This window comes from Nonomuraea sp. NPDC048892, assembly GCF_040649735.1.
Classification (GTDB): Bacteria; Actinomycetota; Actinomycetes; order Streptosporangiales; family Streptosporangiaceae; genus Nonomuraea; species Nonomuraea maheshkhaliensis.
Map to the genome: position 1 here is coordinate 214,726 of NZ_JBEZFZ010000001.1, position 20,530 is coordinate 235,255.

Below are 20,530 nucleotides of genomic sequence, written 5' to 3' on the forward strand. Positions count from 1 at the left end.
CGTCACCGTCGGGGTCACCGTCGGGGTCACCGTCGGGGTCACCGTCGGGGTCACCGTCGGGGTCACCGTCGGGGTCACCGTCGGGGTCACCGTCGGGGTCACCGTCGGAGTGACCGTCGGGGTCACCGTCGGAGTGGGAGTCGTTGTTGTGCACTCATCGATGTCAACGATGTTGGTGTCGAGGCTGACCTGACCGTTACGGGCCAGGAGCCGACCGTTGACAGTGGCGCCCGTGGTCGCGGAGATCGAGGTCAGGGCAAGAATGTTGCCGACGAAGGTGGAGTTCGTTCCCAGTGTCGCCGAACTGCCCACCTGCCAGAAGACATTGCATGCTTGAGCGCCGTTGATCAAATTGATGCTGCTGCCTGATCCGGTGATCAGGGTAGAGGCGATCTGGAAAATGAAGACGGCATTGGGATCACCCTCGCCGTCGAGAGTGAGCGTGCCCGTCAGACCGAGTGAAGAAGTCGAGGCGTAGATGCCATGTGGGAGTGTCTGGCCGACGAGATCGCCTGAAACGCTGGTTGCCGGAGTCCGGCCCGCAGCATCGTTGTACGCGACGGTCAAGTCGGATTGCGCCTGAAGTGCTACCGCGTCAGCACTGTGCTGCACCCCCCCGACAATGCCAGGCGGGAACCCGGTGATCGCGGTACCTGGGCTCACACCAAGATCGTCCGCGATCACGCTGGGACCGGTGTTGGTGACGGCGGACCCGGCCAGAACTGAGAAGCTGGCGGCCGTTCCCAGGTCAACGGGGGCCACTTGAGCAATGCTCTCACGCGATTGTATGAGAGCGAGAGCGCCTACGATGGCGATGAGTACCGAAGCCGCGGCCAGTCGGGAAAATCCGGGCAGCCCGAGCAAGGTCTGTCTGAAGGTTCCGTTCATTTAGCGAGTCGTTCTCCTTGCAGAAGGGCATCGGATACGCCCGGTTTCGTGTCTACAGAAGGCGAGCCATACACCTGCGCTGAGATACCACCCCACCGGGCTTGCCAACATGGAACGGTTGGCGCCCGAGAGCACTACCCCTGCGACTTGGCACGCTACTTGCAAACGTCAGCAATAGTGAGCACCGACACTTAAAAGGCACATAAACTCGGTTCCATTTTGACTGCCGCTTATACCTCGCACACAAAGGACGGCTACGGCGCACTTAGTCCGGTTTGTCACTTTCATGTGCACTACCGGCGACAAACTCGACGATCCGTGGCGACTCAGGCCGGTCACTGCGCTACAGATATCTGCTTCGACCGCATTCATGGAGCAGCGGTGCTGCCAGAACCGCACCAGGCGTACATCTCATACTGGACATGAGGTGCTTCGGTCGAAAAGGGCTCATATAGGACGATGTGCGGCAACGCGTAATGGAGTCGCATATATGCTCTGCCAGCTTGCAGCCGGGCAAGTCTTTGCACTCATAGAGCCGGAGGAAAGGCGATCGACTGCCTTCGACGATGCTATATCTGGAACGCTCTGCAAGCCTGGAGTGGTTGTTCACCACTGCATCCACAAGTACTAGCTGCAGCGTTCATCTTTCCTCCGGGCTCCGTCGTCGAATTCTGGAGAGTTCTTCTTGCGTGATTGTTTCAAGCTGGCCATGCCCGGCTGCGGGGCAGGCTGGTCGACGAAGATTATTGCGTACAGCGCACTGACGGTTATGCCTCTGGCCGCTTCTTGCGGCACAGCCCCGGACAGGCCAACACGTACGGTGGCGCCGGTCGCGGCCACGCACACGGTCAGGCCGGTATCCGTGTCCGCGGAACAAATGGCGCGACTGCCGCGGGCAACCACCTTCACCAAATTGCGCGGAGCGCCGAAGGACACCGACTCTCGCGGTATGGGAGATGGGGTCGTGACACACCCCACGCGACCACAGATCGTTTATGCCCATCCAGGCGGGCCCCCTGTGGGTGTATTGCCGACCACCGAGATGGGAAGCGCGACATGGGTTCCGGTGGTACAGACTCAGCCGGGTTGGATTCGCGTTCTGCTGCCCAGCCGGCCGAACAAGTCGACAGGATGGATCTACAGCGACGGCGGAGGGCTGCAGAATGCCTACAGCCCGTACCGAGTAGAGATCGAGCTGTCCTCTCGCAGACTCACCCTGTTCAAGGCCGGACATCGACTGCGTTCATGGACGGTGGCCGTGGGCGCGGCGACCACACCCACACCGACGGGACGGACGTTCCTGATGGCCGTCCTGTCCCCTCCCAATCCGACCTACACCCCACTGATCCTGCCACTGGGCATGCACTCGACCACACTTGACAGTTTCGACGGCGGGCCCAGCACGATCGCCTTGCACGGATGGCCGGACGCGAGTGTGTTCGGCCAAGCGGTCAGCCACGGTTGTGTGCGAATTCCCGCCACTGCTCTGCGCGTACTGTCGCGAATCCCGCTGGGTAGTTCCGTTCTGGTCACTGCCTGACCATGACAGGTGAGAATGAGGCGGCCGCCGGCTGATCAGGTATCCGCCTCACTCCATCCAAGCAACACGAAAGCCTGCTGATCAGCTGCGCTCGTATGATAACTCAGGAAAACGTCAACCGGCCCTGCCGGCCCCCACTTCGCTGGTGCGACGGGATGGGCCGGCAGGGCCGGTTGAAACTGTGATCGGTTTTCGAATTTCTAGCAGATATTCTGAACGCCGCCGGGACCAACGGATCCCATGTTCTCGGGTGCAAGCAATGGCAGTTCGATGGTGATCAGCTGGTATGCGAGAGCATTCATGGGCGGATCACAGGGGCTGACAGCAATGGTGCGACTGGCGGAGGCGGGTCCTGCGGTCAGCAGAGGAACGGCCAGAGCGGCAGTCGCAGCAGCCAGTGCGAGCATACGGGAAGCGAAACGCATGAGCGGTTGATTCCTTCCTTCGATGGGGTCGCCACAACACTACTTCGGCGATCAGGCAACGCTGCGCCCGACATGCCCAAGCAGAGCTATATACCGTTCAATCACTTAGTGTGGAGATGCTTATTGGGTTCCCATGGGTCCATCTCCGCGGCGTGGCAACATATTGCACATGCGGTCAGATCTGGCGTTCTCGGCTAACTAGAGATTGCTACACAGGTTGAATTCGTAGCTTCGTCGAGCCCTTCGAGAGATTCGGCGGCAAAGCTCGCCGGGGCTCATCCGCGATCGATGGCACCTCTTTCGAACTCGCCAGAGCCATGCGCGATGTGCTTCTTGGGGCGGACCCACCAGTACGGCTCACGCAGCGTGCGACGACTGCGCTTTCCACGGTTCGTGAGGACTCCATCGCCACCGTGCATCCAGGGGGAACGGTTATCGTTCGAGATGGCGCCGCCCTTCGCTGGTGGACGTGGGCGGGCTTCAGGGCCAACATGTCGCTCAAAGCGAGTCTCGGATCGCTGGTCGATGAGGATCAGCGGGTAGATGACCTTTGTATCCGGTTGCGGAACGACCTGACGCTTCATGTCGACGACGCGTGAATACTGGGTCAGGCACACATTCCGTGATCGGAGCCGCTGAGTAGATCACGGTTCGGGCGTTCCAGCCGGTAGCCGAGCCTATGGTCACGAGCATCTGCAGCGTGTTGAGGCGGCCAGGTAGGCCAGCGCGCCGCCGCGGTCGTAGTCGTAGTCGTGGTTGACGCGCATCGCCCGGGCGGGGCCGGGCGGCAGGGTGGGATTGCAGCGGCAGCGTGCCTGGATCGAGGTTTTCTCGTCGGTGGAGATCAGGCTCGGTTCGGCTATGGCGATGTTCGCCCCAAGGCTGGCCAGACTGCCGATCATCAACATGATCCACGCCAGGGCACTGCCACGCGACCCGTACCTATTGGCCAGGAGGATGGACATCGAAGCGACCACGATCGCTCCGTCCACCGCGAGCGGGATGAGCACCGCCGCCAACTGATCCTCACCGTGCCGGAGACACAGCTCATGCATGTGCCGGAACGACACGACCGCCGCGACGCCCGCGAGGAGAACCCCCGTGATCGTCGTACGCCGGATGCGACGCACGGCCCCCATATTCGGCTCCACGACTGTTCAGCCCTCCCGACCAGGGAGAACAAGCGTGGTGGAGGCGCTGAACGGCATGTACGTATCGGCTGTGTCCCCCCTCGGACACCATGAAGGCCCTGAGAATGTGCAGGTCACAGGCTCGAGGCTTTTTCATTTCCGCCTCCAGAACGAGCCGTGATACTCCGCTGATACTTGTGGGCCTGAGCACAAGGGTTACGCGCTCTCGACCAGGGCCGCGAACCAGTCGGCGGCCTCTCGCTGATTGCCGGGCATGACATGAGCGTAGACCCGCAGAGTGATCGCGGGGTCGGCGTGGCCGAGCCGCTCGGAGACCACCTTCACGGGCTTGCCGCCCGCGATGAGGATCGTGGCGTGGGTGTGGCGGAGGTCGTGAACGCGGATGCGCGGCAGCGCCTCGCGCCCGGCCTTCTCGAACGCCCTCGCGCAGCGCCCAAGCTGGTCCTGGAAACCGCGCGAGAACCGCTCGGGGTGCCGGTGGTCGCCCTCCTGGTCCCCGAAGACGAGCGCATCGTCCCGGGCGAGCAGTAGAGCCATCCCGCCCCGCTCGCGCTTGTACGCCTTGAGTAACGCCACGGTGGCCGTGTCGAGATCGACCACGCGGGGCTTGGCGGTCTTGGTGTCGCCCTCCTTCACGATGGCCCCCTCCCCCTTGACCCGCACGACGCCCACCGACCGGCGAACGTTCTTCAGCCGGTTGATCGCCCGTTCGACGACGTTGCGCGCTTTGTAGCGTTCGGCGTCGAAGCCGGTGGGCCGTCCCCCGGCCGAGCCGCGCCGACGGCGGTTGGCGCGTTGATCGCGTGGTTCGGGGATAGTGTGGCGGATCTTGCGGCGGCGCAGGTGGGCGCGGTTGGCGCAGGAGGAGTAGGCCTTGTCCGCGGCCAGGCTGTCGGGGCGGGTGCGCGGGCGTCCCGGTCCGAGCCGGGGTATGCGGATGTTGCCCAGCACCCGCCGGAACGGGGGGCTGTCGCCGTACTGACCCGGTGTCAGGACCAGCGACAGCACCCGGCAGTGGCCATCCGCCGACAGGTGGATCTTGGTGGTGAATCCGCCCCGGGAACGGCCTGAGCACTCCCCAGCCTGACCACCTCCGCCAGCCGGGCGGCCAGAGTGTTCAGCACCGGATCACCCCGGTTCGTCCCGGCGACGTCCCCCTTTCGCCTCCCGGTGCGGGCGACGGCGAAGACGACGGCGGCGGTGTACGTGGCGCGCCGGCGGAGTGCTGGTGCGCCCGGACCGTAGTGGAGTCGACAGAGATGTCCCAGTCCACCCGCCCCTCGGCGTCCTGCTCGGCCTGGATCGCGGTCAGCAGCATCTGCCAGGTGCCATCTGCCGACCATCGTCGGTGCCGCTTGTACACCGTGATCCAGGAGCCGAACCGTTCGGGCAGGTCACGCCAGGGCAGCCCGGTGCGGGCCCGGTACAACACGCCATCGATCGTCGTGCGGTGGTCATTCCACCGCCCGCCCCGACGACCCCCCTCGGGCAGCAGCGGCCTGAGCCGCTCCCACTCGGCGTTCGTTAAGTCACCTCGACCCATACACCAATCGTGACAACCTAACCACGATTGGTCAGCAGATCTAAGAACCAGCTCTTAGGCCTTCCGCGCAGCCAATGGTCATCGGTGGCTTGATCGCCGCGGTGGTCGCCAGCGCGGCGACCGCGGCCATCGCAGCGGTGGGTGAGTTCGTCGGGATCAGCCTGGTTGTCGGCGGCGCGCCGATACCGGTGCCCGGGTTCGCCGTGCTGACCGTCATCTTCTCCGCGGTGGGGTTAGTGCTGGCGCTGGTGCTGGCTCGCTCGGTTGGCCGTCCGCGCACGATATTCGTCCGAACCACCATGGTGCTCACCGTGTTGTCGCTGGTGCCGGATGTGCTTGTGGATGCGGCCCCGGGCACAAGGGTGCTGCTGATGATGACGCACGTGGTCGCCGCCGCGATCGTGGTCCCGGCCATTGCCCGCCGCCTGTCCGCCTGATCCTTTCCAAGAGTTCGCGCCAGACCGCGCCGGCCACCGCAGGGCAGCAGCGCGATCACCGGTGGCGCGTCGAGCTCGCGCACCAGCCGACGCAGTGCCGTGACGAACGGCCCAAACGGCAAGCCGTCGACGCCGAGAGCAGCCGCCAGCGCCGCACGTTCGCGTCCGCCCCACCAGCACGGGACTCATCAGCCGACCGGACACGGGCACTGACCGCGCTCCTCATCCCCGCCGAACGCCGAGGCGAAAGCCTCGTCTGGACCCGGTGACCGGTGTTCCCACCGAGGAGGGTTTCCGGCTGGCGTTCGTCATCGGTGCCGCCGTGGCACTTCTCGCGCTGGTGGGGGCGCTCGCCGTATTTCCGATCGACTCCGGTTGTGCCCCGACCGACCGGTAGGTAGTCTACTCTCTCGAAGCCGACCGACCGGTCGGTCGAGAGGAGCATGGTGAAAGACACTGATATCCAGGGAACCGTCGCCAAAGGCTTCGAGTCGGTGAGGGACGCCTTCCAGCGCAACTTCACCCAAGGCGCGGAGGTCGGCGCAGGGCTGACCGTCTACCAGAACGGACAGCCGGTGGTGGACGTGTGGGGTGGCGAGGCCGACCCTGACACGCGCCGTCCGTGGGAGCACGACACGATCGCGGTCCTGGCCTCGACCACCAAGACCTTCGCGGCCGGGGCGTTGCTGCTGCTGGTCGAACGCGGACGGGTGGAGCTGGATGCGCCGGTGGCGCGCTACTGGCCGGAGTTCGCCCAGAACGGCAAGGGCGAGATCACCGTACGCGTGCTGCTCAGCCACCGCGCCGGGCTGCCGTCGATGGAGGCCAGACCGGTCACCTGGGAGGACCTGCGCGACTGGACACCGATCACCGACACCCTGGCCGCCGCGGCGCCCGAATGGCCGCCCGGCACATCGCACGGCTATCACGGCGTCACGTTCGGCCACCTGACCGGTGAGATCGTCCGGCGGGTGTCCGGCATGAGCCTGGGCGAGTTCTTCGCCCGCGAGATCGCCGCTCCGCTCGCTCTCGACTGCTACATTCGCGTGCCCGACGCCGAGTTGTCCCGGATGGCCACCATGGTGGTTCCCGACAGCGAACAGCTCATGCTGGGAATGGAGGTGCCGGAGCTGCAGGACATGGTCCAGGCGTTGAACGATCCGACCTCGCTGACCTACCGGTCGATGTTCGGCAGCGTCGCCATCGGCTGGGACGCCACCAACGACCCGAGCACTTACCAGGTGGAGAGCCCGTCCATGGACGGAGTCGCCTCCGCGCCATCGCTGGCCCGTTACTACGCCGCACTGATCGGCGAGGTGGACGGCGTCCGGCTGCTCGGCCCTCAGCTCATGGAGCAGGTACGGCACTCCTATGGCGATGGCGTCGACGAGATTCTGCAGGTGCGGACCTCGTGGGGGCTGGGCTTCGCGCTGCCCGGCGGCCCGATGTGGCCGGTACCGGAGGAGATCCCGGGCTTGTTCGGGCACAGCGGCGCCAGCGGCTCCTTCGCCTTCGCAGACCCCGAGCGCGGCCTGGCCTTCGCCTACGTTCCCAACCGTGGTTCCGAGCTTCTCGAAGGTGGCGACTTCCGGGTTCGTGGCCTGATCGCCGCGCTGTACGAAGGGAGGCTCTGACGGTGCTGGAACCGCGTTTCTCCGCCGTCGCCGAGGTGTTCGAGCAGATCGTCGGAAAGGGCACCGACCGGGGGGCGGCGCTCTGCGTCTACCACCGGGGTATCCCCGTGATCGACATCTGGGCGGGCACCGCCGATGTCAAGACGCGCCGGCCGTGGGCCGCCGACACGATCGCCCCGATCACCGGCGCCACCAAGGGGCTGCTGACGGTCGCGGTGCTGTCACTCGTCCAAGACGGCGTCCTCCACCTGGACACACCCGTGGCGGAGTACTGGCCGGACTTCGCCGCCGACGGCAAGCAGGACATCACCGTGCGGTGGGTGCTGACGCACCGCGCCGGAGTTCCGGCGCTCGACAAGCCGGTCTCCTCGCGCAACCTGATCGCCGGCGACAGCCCGGCCGAAGCACTCGCCGCACAGGTCCCCGCCTGGCAACCCGGAACGGCACACGGCTACCACCCGAGCACCGGCGCCTGGATCCTCGACGAGGTCGCCCGCCGGGTCACCGGGTCCGGCATCGGCAAGGTCCTTTCTGACCGGATCGGCGAGGATGTGTTCATCGGGCTCGACGAAGGCGAGGCCGTACGGTTGGCGCCGCTGATCTTCCCGATCATGGAGCTGATGCGGGCCCGGCCCAAGGAGCCCGAGTTCGCCGAGTTCAGCAAGGCGGTCTTCTCCTCCAAGACGCTACTGGCCAGGTCGCTCAACGCGCTGTCCATGTCGAAGGTGGATCAGTTCAACGATCCTGCCTTCCTGGCCGTCGGCGAGCCGTCGATGAGCGGTGTGGCCAGCGCCTCCGGCCTCGCCTGGCTGTACGCGTCACTGATCGGCGAGGTGGCCGGGCACCGGTTGATCAACCCCGATCTGCTGGACGCCACCGTGCGGGAAGAGTCCCACGGCCACGATCAGGTCCTGCTCATGAACACCCGGTTCGGCCTGGGGTTCATGCTGCCCGGCGGGCCACTGTGGCCGGGCGAGACCCGTACCCAGTTCGGGCACGGCGGCACCAGCGGTGCCCTCGCCTTTGCTGATCCCGCGAACCACTTGGCCTTCGCGTACGTGCCTAACCGCATATCCGGCTACATCGAAGGCGCGGACGCCAACGCCAGGCGACTGGCGGTGACGGTGTACGAGGCGCTCGCATAATCACCCGTCGGCGGCGCTCTGCGTTCTATCAGCGACGGCCGGACTGTGGTGTACCGCCCTGGCGGGCGATCACTCCGATGGCGCTCGTGCCCAGCATGTCAGGCCGAGGGCCAAGCCCGATGGGAAGTCCATCGCGAAGTCGGGCTCCGGCCGCCCGTTGTGTCGAGCGCTTCCGTGAGCACCGGCGAGGTGTAGCACGCACGTCCTCGCGGAGTGCGGAATGTGATCGGTCCATGACGAACCTGATCGCCCTGATCGGTCGGTCAGGTGGGACTGCCGATCTGAGCGCGAATCTCAGCCGTCGACTTCGCTGCCCGTACGGCGAAGATGCCGCTTGCCGGGGTGGTGCTCTGCCATAGCGCCGGTCGTATGGGCCGCTGCGTCGTGCTCGACTGCCAACCGACCGATTGGTAGGTAGGCTGATAGGCTGCGATGAACCGAACGCCGAATGTGGAGGATAACCGTTGTCTCGTTACGAGCCGGGCGACACCCGCAGCCGCATCATCGAGACAGCACGGGAGCTGTTCACCGCGCAAACCTACCGCGCGGCCTCCATGCGCGACATCGCAGAACGAGTCGGCATCACCAAGCCCACGCTCTATCATCATTTCCGCAGCAAAAGCGAAATTTTGGCCAACTTGGTCGGCCCGCCGATCGCCCAGCTAGAGGCTACGGTCGACGACGCGGCCGCTCGCCTCACCCAGGTCGAGATCAGGCAGCACGTGTTGGGCGGTTGCTTGGACGTCATGCTTGCTCACCGCGAGATCATGGCCATGCTCCTGCGCGACGCCTCGGTCTACGGCGAAGAGACGACCGAGGTCATGTCACGCATGGTTGCCATCGTGAATCGGGCCATCGACCTGCTCGCCGGACCCAATCCTGACTGGCGTCGACGCGTCCGTGCAGCCCAGGCATTCGCAGCAGCCACCGACCCCGTCAGTCAGTTCGCAGACGTGCCGGTGGACGACCTGCGTGCCGAACTCCTTCGCGGGGCAAGCGCCATTCTCGACCCCGAACCGATCGACTGACCCGGCGAGATGATCGGCAAGGTGCAGAACTTGCCATCGGTATCCGCAACATCATGGTCTGTGGGATCTTCACCGCCGGGCGGGACCGCACGCCACGCTGTGAGGCTCGAATGCTCGACTCACTTGGTGACCTGCAGCTTTTGGCAATCGGGCGGATGGTCACGATGCGGCCGGTCCTGGCGGTGGCGCACCGATCATGCAGGCGGCAGGTGGCGCACAGGCCAGTGAAGGTGGCACGGCGTTGCTGGTAGCGGCCTCCTGGTGCGGCGAGGGGACGGTGTGGCCGGCGGGCGGGCGACCGTGCCGGCCCTGGTGTCGATGGCGAAGTCGTCCAGGGCGAACCCGCCAGGCACGGCCGGCTTGAGCGCGGGCGGCTTGATCAGCAGCCGGTGTCCCGCCTGCGGTCAGGTCAACGCGCAGTTCAGCGGCGGCGTAGGCGGCATCGGCCAGGATCTGCAGGGGTTCCTGGAGTTCTGCCGCTACCTGCGCAGCTTCTACCCGCTGGAGGTGCGCATCGCGATCATCTGTGACAACTTCAGCCCGCACCTGACGACCAAGAAAGACCAGCGGGTCGGTGAGTGGGCAGAGGCGAACAACGTCGAGATCGCCTACACGCCCACCAATCCCTCGTGGTTGAACCGCATCGAGGCGCAGTTCACCGCATTGCGCGAGTTCACCCTCAACGGCACCGACCACGCCGGCCACCGAGAGCAGGGCAGCATGATCCGCCGCTACATCGCCTGGCGAAACCGCAACACCGATGATCCTCGCCTACGCCGCATCGTGAAGAGGGCAAACGTGGCCTGACGCGGCACTAGATCCCGAAGCAGCGAGAACGTTCTTCGTCGATTATGACCGAATCGCCTCCGACGTGGCCGCGAAGCTACGCATGGAAGCCGGCCGCAATCCGCACGACCAGGAGCTGATCGCCCTGGTCGGTGAATTGTCTACCCCCGGTGAACTGTTCCGGCGGCGGTGGGCGTCTCATGACGTCCGGCTCCACCGGTCAGGCCGCAAGCGTGTGCACCATCCGGTAGTGGGCCGGCTCGACCTGGACGTCGAGTCGATGGAGATGCTTGCAGAACCCGGCCTGCTCCTGAACGTCTACACCGCGCCCGCCGGCACGGCGACCGCGGAGGGTCTCGCCCTGTTGGCGTCGTGGGCGGCCAGCCAGGGGAGGCCGGCGACCGGGATTCAAGCACCCAGCTGATATTCCACCTTGCCGGGCCGCCCGGGGTGCGCCGTGCAGGCGGTGTGCGATGATCTCGGCTTGCCGTCCCCGGGCTGTCTAGGCCAGGTCGACGGGCCGTGTCCGCAGTTTGGCGGCGATGTGTGCCAGTGCCTTCTGGTCGGCGGCGGTGAGCAGGTCGAGCACGGACTGCCGCACCGAGCGTACGTGTGTGGGCGCGGCGGCGACGACCACCTCGAAGCCGAGGTCGGTGAGGGCGGCGATGGTGTAGCGGCCGTTGTCGGGGTCGGGCGAACGCTCCACCCAGCCCCGCTGCTCGAACCGCTTGACGACGTTGGACAGGCGGGAGAGGGAGCCGTTGGCCAGGTAGGCCAGCTCGCTCATCCGCAGGCGGCGCCCGGGGGCCTCCGAGATGTGGCTGAGGGTCAGGTACTCGAAGAGGGTCAGACCCGCCTCCTGTTGCAGCGGCGCCTCCAGGCGGCCCGGCAGCAGCAGCACCAGGGAGACCAGCCCGGTCCAGGCCTCTTTCTCGTCCGCGGTCAGCCACAGCGTCTCGTCAGGGGGGTTCCCGCCGGGTTCCGGGGTCGCGGTGACGGCCATGAGGTCACCCTACCGAGCACTCATGACTTTACGCGTGAAGTGAGAGCCTGATACGTTCACTTCAAACATGAAGTCAACTCGAGGGGATCGCCATGAGCAAGCCGGAGTTCTTCGCCACACCCGGGTACGGCGAGACGCAGCTGGCCGACATGCATTACCACCAGGCGGTTCGTATCGGCGACCGCGTCGAGACCTCAGGTCAGGGAGGGTGGGACGATGACTGGAACTTCCCCGAGTCCCTCGAAGACGAGATCGTTCAGGCCTTCGAGAACGTCGAGCGGACCCTCGCCACGGCCGGCGCCACCTGGCGCGACGTCATCGCCGTGAACTCGTACCACGTCCCCAGCTCCGTCGACTTCATCGGCGAGGTCCACAACCGGGTCATGGTCGAGCAGTTCCGCAAGCGCATGGGCGACCGCGCACCCATCTGGACCGAGATCGGCGTCCTGGCCCTCGGCGCCCCGAAGATGCGCGTAGAGATCCGCGTCACCGCCGTGATCGGGGGCGATGACTGATGGGCACGCCATGCGACCGGAGCCGGCCGGGTTGGTGGTGACAGGGCGCGGGTGCCGTCCGCCGGCCGAGGGCCGGAGGCGTCGCTGCGGAGCAGGCATCATCGCTCCCGTACCCGCAGCGCCCTGGCCAGGTCGTCGAGTTGGTCGGCCAGGCCGCGGCGGAGCATGGGGGTGGGCGCGCCGTTGCTGAGGCACTCCTGGCCGAGGCGGAGGGTTTCGGCGTTGATGGCGTGGATGGGGAAGGCGTGCTTGGCCGCTGCTTTGGCGATGGCGGGGCCGCGGCGGGCGGCGAGGGCGATGGCGTCGGGGTAGTAGCGGGGGACGTACGTGAGCAGCAGGTCGAGTTGCTCGGGCTGCCAGAAGCCCTGGGCGGTGGCGGTGAAGAGGTAGTTGGACAGATCGTTGCCGGCGTCCGTGGCGAACATGGCCTCCCAGGCCTTCGCCTTGGCCTCCTCGTCCAGCAGAGCGGCCCGACAGCGAGCGGCACCCTCCTGGCCGGTGGCGCTCGGGTCGCGCCGCAGTTCGGCGGCGATGGCCGCTTCGTCGGCGGCGCCGAGCACGGCGAGGCGGGCCAGGATGCGCCAGCGCAGTTCGGGGCCGCCGGGAACGGTCCCGTCGGTGAGCCAACCGGCGATCGTGCCGGAGTGGGCGGCGACGTCGATGAAGTGCCGTACAGCGATCAGGCGCAGGCCGGGGTTGTCGCCGCCAGTGCGGTGGATGAGGTTGCTGCACAAGGCGGAGAGCGTGTTCAGCGCGGCGGGCCGCTCGTCGGCAGGGAGGTAGCGGTCGGCGATGTGAGCCGATGCGAAGGCGAGGACGCCCTGGACGATGGCCGGGTCGGTCTCGTGCGGAAGGTGGGCCAGGGCGGTCTCCAGGTAGGCGGCAGCGGCCAGTTCGCCGTCGCGCAAGGCGTTCCATACGACCGCGCGGGTGAGCGGGTCGGGCAGGCCGGCGAGGCTCTTGTGGACAGTGTCGAGGGATCCGGGATCGAAACGGACCTTGGCGTAGGTCAGGTCGCCGTCGTTGAGCAACAGCAGGGCCGGGCGCTCGCCGATGGGCTGCGCGCCGGTCTGCGGGACGTCGATGTCAAGGCGTTCCCGCAGAGCGAGGCGGCCCTCGTCGTCACCGAGATCCCGGTCGTATAGGCCCACGGCGACGCGGTGCGGGCGGTCGCCGGCGTGGCCGACAGTGAGGGCGTAGGTGCCGTTGTCGCCGGGCGTGACGGCTGGGGTGAGGGTGTCGACGCCGGTGGTGCGCAACCAGCTGTCGGCCCAGGCATGGACGTCGCGCTGGGTGGAGGTGGCGAGGGAGTCGATGAAGTCGGCAAGGGTGGCGTTTGCGTACTTGTGGCGGGCGAAGTGGGTGTTGATGCCGGCCAGGAAGTCCTTCTCGCCCAGCCAGGCCACCAGCTGACGCAGCGCTGAGGCGCCCCTGGCGTAGGAGATGCCGTCGAAGTTGAGCAGCGCGGCCTGCTGCCCGGTGTCGGTGACGGCGGAGCGGAAAAGACGCTCTTCGGCGAAGGTGACCAGACCAGGGTTCTCCATCGCCAGGGTGTTGAACTCCGGCACGAAAGCCTGATCGTAGGAGTCGAAGGGATAGGGTTCGTCGAATTTCTCGTGGTAGCGGTCGAAGCACTGCCTGGTGATCTCGAAGAGTTCGTCGGCGTCGAGGTACGGCGCCATCGAGCGGCGGCAGTACCAGCCGAAGGGACGCCACGATGCTCGGTGCGCACAGCGTGCCACGGGCCGGCGGCGACGGCTATCAGGCAGGTGGACAGCAATGGAGTGGGGGCGGCCTGCCAGCGGCCGTCTCCCACCTGCTCGGTGACGCCGTTGGACAGTACGGTCCAGCCCTTGGGGGCGGTGACGCTGACGTCGAAGACGGCTTTCAGGTCGGGCTGGTCGAAGGCGGGGAAGACTCACTGCACGTCGTTCATGAACAGCTGGGTGTAGACGTAGGTCTCGCCATCGGCGGGGTCGGTGAAGCGGTGCATGCCCTCGCTGGTGCGGGGGTAGCGCATGGCGGCGTCGACGCGCAGTTCATGCTCGCCCGCTGCCAGATTCTGCAGCGGCAGGCGGTTGCCGTCGAATGAGGCCGGGTCGAGAGGCCGGCCGTCGAGCATGGCGCTCCGCAGATGAGCGGGCTGAAGTTCGACGAAGGTGTCTCGCGATCGGGCGGCGGGTCGGGAAGGTGGACCGCGACGGGCGACGGCGGCCGATGTCAAGATGCGCCTGTTGGATGCCCGGCGTAGCAGGGGGCTGACGAATGGAGGCAGAGGGGCAGCCGGCTTTTCGCGTCCAGCACCACTCGATCGCCCAGCGGCTCTCCGAGACGCATGACGCCCTCGCCAGACTTTCCGACACCGGCGCATAGGCCCTTGGACGCCTGCTGGTGAACCTCTATTCCTAGGACCACGACATCGGATCGCTCGTCCGACCGCAGGCGGACCGTCGGTGTTCTCCGGCCGAGGCAGATGCCGTAGTCATAGTTCACCCGCAGTGTCTGTTCGTCGATTATTTGGAAGCCGGTGATGTCGTGGGGCCGGTCGTCGCCGACGGCGTCCTCGACGGTGCCGAGCGTTGCTCGGTCGACCGCGAGGTGATCGATGGGGCCGGGCAGATTCGAGAAGTGCAGCCGCCACGCCGGTACGGTGGCGATGCCGCGCACGGTCCGCAGACGCATGGTCGTGAAGACGGCAGAGGTCATCTTGTACGCCTGCTCGTCCTGCGCTGAAGCCTCGGATTCGTACGGGGACAGCGCAACCAGCGCCTGGCGTGCACTGATCAGGGGGACCTGCATGGTGGAGCCGTCGTCCCAGCGGATCCGCGCCTCCTTCGGGGTGGCGGGCAGGGGGCCGGCCACGGCGAAGCCGTACTCCTCATCACGCAGAATCTGCTTCTTCACGTTCTGCTGCATCTGGGTCGGATCGCCCGTGGGGACGAAGCCGTCGTCCCAGATCTCGGCCGCACCGCTGAGCCGCCAGGTCCAGACGGCGCGGGTGGCGTCGTCGTGGAACGTGAGGCTTTGGAGAAGGAGGTGGTCGCCTCTGGCGAGTGCGGTCACCGCCAGCAGTGTCACCAGTAATCGCAGCATCCGCAGAGCTTAGGACGCACGCGCCGAAACGCCCGGACGGCCATAACCGATGATGTCCTCACGTTGGGCGTGGTGGCCTCAACCGCCTTCTTGCCAGTTGAGTTGGCGCCGGCACTCGTCCGCCAGCGCCGGGTATGTGGAGGCGATGGTTTCGTAGGTGCGCCGTCTGAGGAGGCGTGTGCCAGCGTTCGGAGGGGCGGGCGGGCTCTAGCCTTGGACGATCTTCTGGTGCAGGTGGCGGAGCTCCGGTCCCGGCTCCAGGCCGAGTTCCTGGTTCATGGCCTGTCTCGCCTGTTGATACGTCATCACAGCGAATGATCGATTGCCCGATCGGGACAACGCCAGCATCCGCTGCGCCCAGAACCGTTCGTGCAGCGGGTGCATCTCAAGATGCAGCGAGAGTTCCTCCACCACCGTCTCGTAGTGGCCGAGTCCCAGCTCGGCCTCCATGAGGCTCTCGATCATGAGCACCTTCTGGCTTTCCAGCCGGTTCGCCTGCCCACGCCAGGCCTCGCGGTTGGGGAGATCCGCCAGGAGCGGTCCCCGCCACTGCGCCAGGCCGTGGCGCAGCGTGGCGCAGGCATCCTTGAAACGACCTTGGGTGACCAGCAGCCGTCCCTGCCTCAGCTGTTGCTCGAAGACGTCCACGTCTCGCTCGTCCGGCGCGATCTTCAACGCGTAGCCGGTGGGTCGGCGCTCGATCCTCTCTCGGCCGAGCAGCGTCCGCAGATGGCAGACGTGGGTCTGGATGTTCTTGACAGAGCTGGACGGTGGATTTTCGCTCCACAAGACGTCGGCCAAGCGCTCCTGGGTGACCAGATGTTCGCCCTCCACTATCAGGGCGGCCAGAAGCATGCGGCGCTGTGGCGGACCGACGGGCACGTCACCGTCGGGCCCGGTGACTCCAAGGGGTCCATGATCTTGAATTGCATCCAGCCGTTACCTCGTCTCCGTACCGGGGGCGAATCGCCTTGCGGTTGAGGGGCTGGGATGAGCGTAGATAAGGCGGCTTTCGTTCTGCTATGGATCACTTCCGCCTCGGATGAGCCTGGAAAGTTGTGCGAGAAATCCGGGAGGCGTGTCGGATCGGGGCGGTGATGTTCGTAGCAGGGGTAAGGCCGCCGCAAGGCGCGGGCGACCAGCTTCCCGCAAGGAGACACCGTGACCGCCACCTACACCTTCGACATCTTCTCCACGCTTGACGGCTTCGCCAACCACAACGGCGACTGGGGCGGCTACTGGGGCAAGCAGGGCCCCGAATTCCTCGCCTATCGCGCCGCTGCCTACCGCGACCCCCTGCGCATGGTGCTCGGGGCCAACACCTACTTGTCGAACGCGCCGTTCCTTGACGCGGGCTTCGACCGCAGCCTGTTCGACGGGTGGATCACGCGTATGTTCGACTCCCCGGTCACGGTGCTCTCCAGCCGGCTGACCGAGCCGCTCGCGTGGGCGGGCACGACCATCGAGTCCGGCGATCCTGTCGAGGTGGTCACGCGTCTGAAGGCCGAATCCGATGTGCCGCTGCGCTCCCACGGCAGCCTGACGCTCAACCGGGCGCTGCTGAACGCCGGTCTGATCGACACCATCGAGGTGACGGTCTTCCCGGTGATCTCCGGGACGACCGGCGTGGACCGGATCTTCGACGATGTGGACGACTTCGACCTTGAGCTGCTCAACGCCCGGACCTTCGACGGCCGTACGCAGGTGCTGACCTATCGGCCGACCCGGCACAGTTGATCGGCGACGGGGCGACGTTGCGCCATCCCGGGTCGTTGTCCTCGCCGCCACACGGAGCCGCATCGGGCGTGGCCGGCTCAGGTCGGCAGCCGGCACGATGAGCGCGCGTTTGAGCGTGGTCATGCGGCCTGCTCGAGGATCTGGAACTCCTCGTCGGTGAGGTCGATCGCCGCGGCCGCGAGGTTCTCCTCCAGGTGGGCGATCGAGGAGGTGCCGGGGATCGGCAGCATCACCGGCGACCTGCGCAGGAGCCACGCCAGAGCCAGTTGGCTGATCGAAGCCTGGCGGCGGGCGGCGACCTGCGCGACCGCGCCCCCCGGGTCGGGCAGACCGGTCCCGGCGAGCGGGAACCACGGGATGAACGCGATGCCCAGCTTCTCGGCGTGAGCCTGGTCGACCGTTCTTCGCGGTCCAGCATCAGGAACGGCCGGACGTCGTCCGGCGCCGCCGAACATGGCGGCGATGGTGTTCCTGGACGACGCGGTACGCGGCCTCTACGTGAACTGGCGGCGCAAGGCACAGGCGGTCGTCGGCAATCTGCGCATCTCCTGCGCTCGGCATCCGGAGGACGAGAGCCTGGCGCGCCTGGTCGGATCGCTCACCATCCGGAGCACGGAGTTCGCCGCGCTCTGGCAGGACCATCCGATCGAGCCCTGCGCCGCGAAGGACGTCGAGCTGCGCCACCCTGAGCTGGGGACGTTCACGGTCCTGCAGCAGTCTCTGCGCTCCGGAGCGAGCCCGGAGCAGGTGCTTGTCGTCCACACCGCGCCTCAGGGCTCCGCCGGGGCGGACGCCCTCGCGTTGATCACTCACGTGCAGGCTGACACGAACAACGCGACGACGCAGCTGTGATCGGCGCCTCTAGGCGCCACGCGAGGGCCGGCCGCCTCCGGCGCTGCGAAGGTCGCCCCCGCGCAGCGCCGGCGTCCGCCTATTGCGTCTGGTCGGTCGGACGGATGAGGATTTCGTTGACCGCGACGTGCTGCGGCTGGGTGACCGCGTACACGACAGCGTCGGCGATGTCCTCGGGCCGCAGGGTACGCATGGTCGCGGCCATGTTCTGCGCGGCGGCCCGCATCGCGGGGTCGGTGATGTGGCCGGCCAGTTCGGTGGCGACGAAGCCGGGCTCGACGACCACGACCCGCACGCCCAGGGCGGTGACCTCCTGCCGCAGCGCCTCGGAGAAGGCGGTGACGCCGAACTTCGTCGCGGCGTAGACACCGTTGTACGCGGACGCGATCCGGCCCGAGGTCGAGGAGATCTGCACAATGGTGCCCTTGCGCTCCAGCAGGTGCGGCAACGCCGCGTGGACCGCGTACATCGACCCGAGCAGGTTGGTCTCGACCATGCGCGTCCATTCCGTGGTGTCCGCTCCCACGATCGGGCCGGCGAGCATCACCCCGGCGTTGTTCACCAGGACGTCCAGGGCGCCGAAGCGCTCGACGGTCTCCGCGACCGCGGCTCGTACCGACTCCTGGTCGGTCACGTCCAGTTCGAGGGCCAGCACCTCGCCGGGCGCCTTGTCCACCAGAGACTTCAACCGGTCGGCGCGCCGAGCCCCGACCGCGACACGAGCCCCTTGCGCTGAGAGAGCCAGCGCGGTGGCCTCGCCGATGCCCGACGACGCTCCGGTGACGAGGACGGCCTTTCCCTGCAATGTGGTGCTCATGTGCTTCCTTCGCTCTTAGTCGTCCGCCGGGACGGGCGTCAATCGCCTCACCGGCGCGTACGAGCCGATCGAGCTCGCACACCGACTAAGACCGGACAGCCTCCAGACTTGTGACGGGTGCCGCGACCTTCTTCTCAGACCGCTGTCAACAGTCTCGCTCCCGGCCGGTGAGCTGCGGGAAGGGGTCCAGTAGGCCGTTGCTCGGTGGCTCTCGCCTACTGACGGCTGCCGTGGAGTTTCGCTCGGACGTGTTCGGCGTCGGGGCTGCCGAGTTCGTCGAGGACGGTCAGGGCGTCCTGCCACGCCTGTCGCGCGGACTGGTCACTGCGCAGGGCGGCGTACGCGTCGCCGAGGTGCACCAGCGTTTCGGCCTCTGTCGCGCGATCCCGCCCGACGCGGAGGAGTTCGAGGGCCTGGTGGTAACGCGTGGAACAAATCAGCGGGGAGTGGGCCCCAACTAATGGCTGTTCGGCCGCGGACGTGAAGGTCTGGACGTGAGGGTCTGGACGTGAGGGTCTGGACGTGAGGGTCTGGACGTGAGGGTCTGGACGTGAAGGTCGCCTGGCGCCAGGAAACGGAAGCGTTCGCTTTCGAAAGCAAACGTTCGCGGTACGATGCCGGAGGAAGACGCGCAGAACCGGAAGGAGCCCCCCGTGCTGGCCGAGGAGCGACACGAGGCGATCTTGCAGGAGCTGAGCCGCAAGGGCTCGGTCAAGGTCGCCGAGCTGGCGGCCGGCCTCGGCGTCTCGGCCGTCACCATCCGGCACGACGTGCGCGAGCTGGCCGGGCGCAGGCTGTTGGTCCGGGTGCACGGCGGCGCCGTGTCCATGCCGGACGCGCCGCCTCGGGAGGCGCCGCCCGAGGAACCGGTACCCGGAGGGCAGGGCAGGGAGCGCGCGGAGCCTGACAAGGCGCGGACCAGGCGTGAGCCGTACGTGCTCGGGATGCTCGTGCCGCAGAACGCGTACTACTTCCCGGCCGTGATCAGAGGCGCGCAGGCGGCCGCGCGCGAGCTCGGCGCGCGGGTCACCCTCGCGGTCTCCCGCTACGACCTGGACGAGGACCGCCGCCAGGTGGCGCAGCTACTGTCGTCCGGTGTGGACGGGCTGCTGCTGACGCCGAGCGAGAACCCCACCCTCTCCCCCGCCACGCAGCAGTGGGTCAACGAGCTCGACGTGCCGGTGGTGCTGGTCGAGCGGAAGGCCGCCTGGTCGATGCCGGCGGTGGAGCAGGTGGCCACCGATCACGCGTACGGCGCCTATCTGGCCACCTGCCATCTCGCCCGGCTGGGGCACGAGCGGGTGGCCCTGCTCGCCTGCGAGAGCAGGACCACCCCGTGGATCCGCGAAGGGCACGAGCTGGCCCAGCGCGCCCTCGGTCTGCCGGCCGGGGTCGTGCGCATGTTCCCGCGGGCGGCCGTGGGCGCGCCGACGGAGATGGGCGAGCACGTCGGCGAGTTCCTGGAGGAGGGCGTGCGCGCGGCCCTCGTGCACAACGACGTGGACGCGCTCTCCCTGGTCAGGCAGTTGCGCGGGCGCGGGGTCTCGATCCCGGAGGACATGGCGATCGTGACGTACGACGACGAGGTCGCCTCGCTCGCCGACATCCCGCTGACCGCCGTGTCGCCGCCCAAGGAGGAGGTGGGGGCCGCGGCGGTGCGGATGCTCGTCGACCGGCTGAACGATCCGGACCGGCCGCTGCGCAGCCTGCTGCTGCGGCCGGAGCTGCGGATCCGGGCCTCGTGCGGCGGTACGCCCGCCTGAAAGCGCGGCACCGCCCGAAGGCACGGCACACCATCTGAAGGCGCGACACCCACCCAACCTCCTTTCGTTTTCTTTCGCATTTCCGGCATGTGACGGGATTGTGACCGACACAGGCGCCGCAGTCCGTTGACAGGCTTCGTTCGAAATCAAATGATTGCACCAGCCTTCATCCC

At 67.0% G+C, this 20,530-nt stretch carries 23 protein-coding genes and 4 pseudogenes; 13 read left to right on the forward strand and 14 right to left on the reverse strand.

Annotation, left to right across the window (positions count from 1 at the left end):
- Together AB0C28_RS01015 and AB0C28_RS01020 are read right to left on the reverse strand one after the other, a co-directional pair.
- Nucleotides 1–888 (reverse strand): ice-binding family protein (locus AB0C28_RS01015; protein ID WP_358072560.1); only part of this gene is annotated, 888 nt, incomplete at its 3' end.
- A gap of 627 nt (nt 889–1,515) precedes the next feature.
- Entirely contained in the window at nt 1,516–1,824 is a 309-nt protein-coding gene (locus AB0C28_RS01020; RefSeq protein ID WP_357840359.1) for a hypothetical protein, read from the reverse strand.
- An 82-nt stretch (nt 1,825–1,906) separates the two neighbouring features.
- Between AB0C28_RS01020 and AB0C28_RS01025 the strand changes: the two genes are divergently transcribed.
- Nucleotides 1,907–2,428, forward strand: a complete 522-nt coding sequence (locus tag AB0C28_RS01025; RefSeq protein WP_358072562.1) for a L,D-transpeptidase — start codon at nt 1,907–1,909, stop codon at nt 2,426–2,428.
- A gap of 1,108 nt (nt 2,429–3,536) precedes the next feature.
- Here AB0C28_RS01025 and AB0C28_RS01030 read toward each other — a convergent pair.
- The 4 genes and pseudogenes from AB0C28_RS01030 to AB0C28_RS01045 all read right to left on the reverse strand — a co-directional run.
- Entirely contained in the window at nt 3,537–3,992 is a 456-nt protein-coding gene (locus tag AB0C28_RS01030) for a DUF2637 domain-containing protein (protein ID WP_358072564.1), read from the reverse strand.
- Between the two features lie 207 nt (nt 3,993–4,199).
- A complete protein-coding gene (locus tag AB0C28_RS01035; protein WP_358073173.1) occupies nt 4,200–4,706 on the reverse strand; it encodes a tyrosine-type recombinase/integrase in 507 nt (168 codons plus the stop codon).
- A pseudogene (locus AB0C28_RS01040) lies at nt 4,692–5,087 on the reverse strand (transposase); the annotation flags it as partial. The pseudogene AB0C28_RS01040 and the gene AB0C28_RS01035, both read right to left, overlap by 15 nt.
- 112 nt (nt 5,088–5,199) lie before the next feature.
- Nucleotides 5,200–5,547, reverse strand: a pseudogene (locus AB0C28_RS01045) (IS5 family transposase); the annotation flags it as partial.
- Nucleotides 5,548–5,621: 74 nt separating this feature from the next.
- Here AB0C28_RS01045 and AB0C28_RS01050 point away from each other — a divergent pair.
- The 7 genes and pseudogenes from AB0C28_RS01050 to AB0C28_RS01080 form a co-directional block, all read left to right on the forward strand.
- Nucleotides 5,622–5,984: a DUF6069 family protein gene (locus AB0C28_RS01050; protein ID WP_358072566.1), complete on the forward strand. Its 363-nt coding sequence runs from the start codon at nt 5,622–5,624 to the stop codon at nt 5,982–5,984.
- A gap of 265 nt (nt 5,985–6,249) precedes the next feature.
- A complete protein-coding gene (locus AB0C28_RS01055) occupies nt 6,250–6,381 on the forward strand; it encodes a hypothetical protein (RefSeq protein WP_357840351.1) in 132 nt (43 codons plus the stop codon).
- 49 nt (nt 6,382–6,430) lie between these two features.
- Entirely contained in the window at nt 6,431–7,618 is a 1,188-nt protein-coding gene (locus AB0C28_RS01060; protein WP_357840348.1) for a serine hydrolase domain-containing protein, read from the forward strand.
- Nucleotides 7,619–7,620: 2 nt separating this feature from the next.
- Complete coding sequence (locus AB0C28_RS01065; RefSeq protein WP_358072568.1) at nt 7,621–8,763, forward strand: serine hydrolase domain-containing protein; 1,143 nt, start codon at nt 7,621–7,623, stop codon at nt 8,761–8,763.
- Nucleotides 8,764–9,227: 464 nt separating this feature from the next.
- Nucleotides 9,228–9,791: a helix-turn-helix domain-containing protein gene (locus AB0C28_RS01070; RefSeq protein WP_358072570.1), complete on the forward strand. Its 564-nt coding sequence runs from the start codon at nt 9,228–9,230 to the stop codon at nt 9,789–9,791.
- Between the two features lie 279 nt (nt 9,792–10,070).
- The gene (locus AB0C28_RS01075; protein ID WP_358072572.1) at nt 10,071–10,598 is read left to right on the forward strand and encodes a hypothetical protein; all 528 of its coding nucleotides are present in this window, start codon (nt 10,071–10,073) and stop codon (nt 10,596–10,598) included.
- A gap of 16 nt (nt 10,599–10,614) precedes the next feature.
- Nucleotides 10,615–11,001 (forward strand): annotated as a pseudogene (locus AB0C28_RS01080) (transcriptional regulator); the annotation flags it as partial.
- 78 nt (nt 11,002–11,079) lie between these two features.
- On the opposite strand, the gene AB0C28_RS01085 reads toward AB0C28_RS01080, so the two are convergent.
- Entirely contained in the window at nt 11,080–11,580 is a 501-nt protein-coding gene (locus AB0C28_RS01085; RefSeq protein WP_357840340.1) for a MarR family transcriptional regulator, read from the reverse strand.
- Between the two features lie 92 nt (nt 11,581–11,672).
- Between AB0C28_RS01085 and AB0C28_RS01090 the strand changes: the two genes are divergently transcribed.
- Complete coding sequence (locus AB0C28_RS01090; protein WP_357840337.1) at nt 11,673–12,095, forward strand: Rid family hydrolase; 423 nt, start codon at nt 11,673–11,675, stop codon at nt 12,093–12,095.
- Between the two features lie 98 nt (nt 12,096–12,193).
- Here the strand turns inward: AB0C28_RS01090 and AB0C28_RS01095 are convergent, their stop codons facing one another.
- The 5 genes and pseudogenes from AB0C28_RS01095 to AB0C28_RS01115 form a co-directional block, all read right to left on the reverse strand.
- Entirely contained in the window at nt 12,194–13,777 is a 1,584-nt protein-coding gene (locus AB0C28_RS01095; protein WP_358072576.1) for an ERAP1-like C-terminal domain-containing protein, read from the reverse strand.
- 137 nt (nt 13,778–13,914) lie between these two features.
- Nucleotides 13,915–14,001 (reverse strand): annotated as a pseudogene (locus AB0C28_RS01100) (hypothetical protein); the annotation flags it as partial.
- Between the two features lie 12 nt (nt 14,002–14,013).
- Nucleotides 14,014–14,217, reverse strand: a complete 204-nt coding sequence (locus AB0C28_RS01105) for a hypothetical protein (protein WP_358072578.1) — start codon at nt 14,215–14,217, stop codon at nt 14,014–14,016.
- 98 nt (nt 14,218–14,315) lie between these two features.
- On the reverse strand, nt 14,316–15,188 hold the full coding sequence (locus tag AB0C28_RS01110) for a hypothetical protein (protein WP_358072580.1): 873 nt from the start codon (nt 15,186–15,188) through the stop codon (nt 14,316–14,318).
- Between the two features lie 207 nt (nt 15,189–15,395).
- Nucleotides 15,396–16,043 carry an AfsR/SARP family transcriptional regulator gene (locus tag AB0C28_RS01115; protein WP_358072582.1) on the reverse strand — a complete coding sequence of 216 codons (648 nt, stop codon included), beginning with the start codon at nt 16,041–16,043 and terminating at the stop codon, nt 15,396–15,398.
- A gap of 306 nt (nt 16,044–16,349) precedes the next feature.
- Between AB0C28_RS01115 and AB0C28_RS01120 the strand changes: the two genes are divergently transcribed.
- Nucleotides 16,350–16,925, forward strand: a complete 576-nt coding sequence (locus AB0C28_RS01120) for a dihydrofolate reductase family protein (protein ID WP_358072584.1) — start codon at nt 16,350–16,352, stop codon at nt 16,923–16,925.
- A 119-nt stretch (nt 16,926–17,044) separates the two neighbouring features.
- Here AB0C28_RS01120 and AB0C28_RS01125 read toward each other — a convergent pair whose 3' ends face one another.
- A complete protein-coding gene (locus AB0C28_RS01125) occupies nt 17,045–17,380 on the reverse strand; it encodes an aldo/keto reductase (protein WP_358072586.1) in 336 nt (111 codons plus the stop codon).
- A gap of 7 nt (nt 17,381–17,387) precedes the next feature.
- On the opposite strand from AB0C28_RS01125, the gene AB0C28_RS01130 reads away from it, so the two are divergent.
- Nucleotides 17,388–17,777, forward strand: coding sequence for a hypothetical protein (locus tag AB0C28_RS01130; protein WP_358072588.1), 390 nt, complete (start codon nt 17,388–17,390; stop codon nt 17,775–17,777).
- A gap of 79 nt (nt 17,778–17,856) precedes the next feature.
- Here AB0C28_RS01130 and AB0C28_RS01135 read toward each other — a convergent pair whose 3' ends face one another.
- A complete protein-coding gene (locus AB0C28_RS01135) occupies nt 17,857–18,594 on the reverse strand; it encodes an SDR family NAD(P)-dependent oxidoreductase (protein WP_358072590.1) in 738 nt (245 codons plus the stop codon).
- A 230-nt stretch (nt 18,595–18,824) separates the two neighbouring features.
- On the opposite strand from AB0C28_RS01135, the gene AB0C28_RS01140 reads away from it, so the two are divergent.
- Both AB0C28_RS01140 and AB0C28_RS01145 read left to right on the forward strand, forming a co-directional pair.
- Nucleotides 18,825–19,055: a hypothetical protein gene (locus tag AB0C28_RS01140; protein ID WP_358072592.1), complete on the forward strand. Its 231-nt coding sequence runs from the start codon at nt 18,825–18,827 to the stop codon at nt 19,053–19,055.
- A gap of 192 nt (nt 19,056–19,247) precedes the next feature.
- Entirely contained in the window at nt 19,248–20,357 is a 1,110-nt protein-coding gene (locus tag AB0C28_RS01145) for a substrate-binding domain-containing protein (RefSeq protein ID WP_358072594.1), read from the forward strand.
- Nucleotides 20,358–20,530 lie beyond the last annotated feature (173 nt).

What these genes read in the sequence shown, in the direction of transcription:
- AB0C28_RS01130 (WP_358072588.1), top strand. Translation starts at nt 17,388, where the DNA reads ATGGTGTTCCTGGACGACGCGGTACGCGGCCTCTACGTGAACTGGCGG.
- AB0C28_RS01085 (WP_357840340.1), bottom strand. Translation starts at nt 11,580, where the DNA reads ATGGCCGTCACCGCGACCCCGGAACCCGGCGGGAACCCCCCTGACGAG.
- AB0C28_RS01125 (WP_358072586.1), bottom strand. Translation starts at nt 17,380, where the DNA reads ATGTTCGGCGGCGCCGGACGACGTCCGGCCGTTCCTGATGCTGGACCG.
- AB0C28_RS01030 (WP_358072564.1), bottom strand. Translation starts at nt 3,992, where the DNA reads ATGGGGGCCGTGCGTCGCATCCGGCGTACGACGATCACGGGGGTTCTC.
- AB0C28_RS01115 (WP_358072582.1), bottom strand. Translation starts at nt 16,043, where the DNA reads ATGCTTCTGGCCGCCCTGATAGTGGAGGGCGAACATCTGGTCACCCAG.
- AB0C28_RS01110 (WP_358072580.1), bottom strand. Translation starts at nt 15,188, where the DNA reads ATGCTGCGATTACTGGTGACACTGCTGGCGGTGACCGCACTCGCCAGA.
- AB0C28_RS01135 (WP_358072590.1), bottom strand. Translation starts at nt 18,594, where the DNA reads ATGAGCACCACATTGCAGGGAAAGGCCGTCCTCGTCACCGGAGCGTCG.
- AB0C28_RS01050 (WP_358072566.1), top strand. Translation starts at nt 5,622, where the DNA reads ATGGTCATCGGTGGCTTGATCGCCGCGGTGGTCGCCAGCGCGGCGACC.
- AB0C28_RS01105 (WP_358072578.1), bottom strand. Translation starts at nt 14,217, where the DNA reads ATGCTCGACGGCCGGCCTCTCGACCCGGCCTCATTCGACGGCAACCGC.
- AB0C28_RS01095 (WP_358072576.1), bottom strand. Translation starts at nt 13,777, where the DNA reads ATGGCGCCGTACCTCGACGCCGACGAACTCTTCGAGATCACCAGGCAG.
- AB0C28_RS01090 (WP_357840337.1), top strand. Translation starts at nt 11,673, where the DNA reads ATGAGCAAGCCGGAGTTCTTCGCCACACCCGGGTACGGCGAGACGCAG.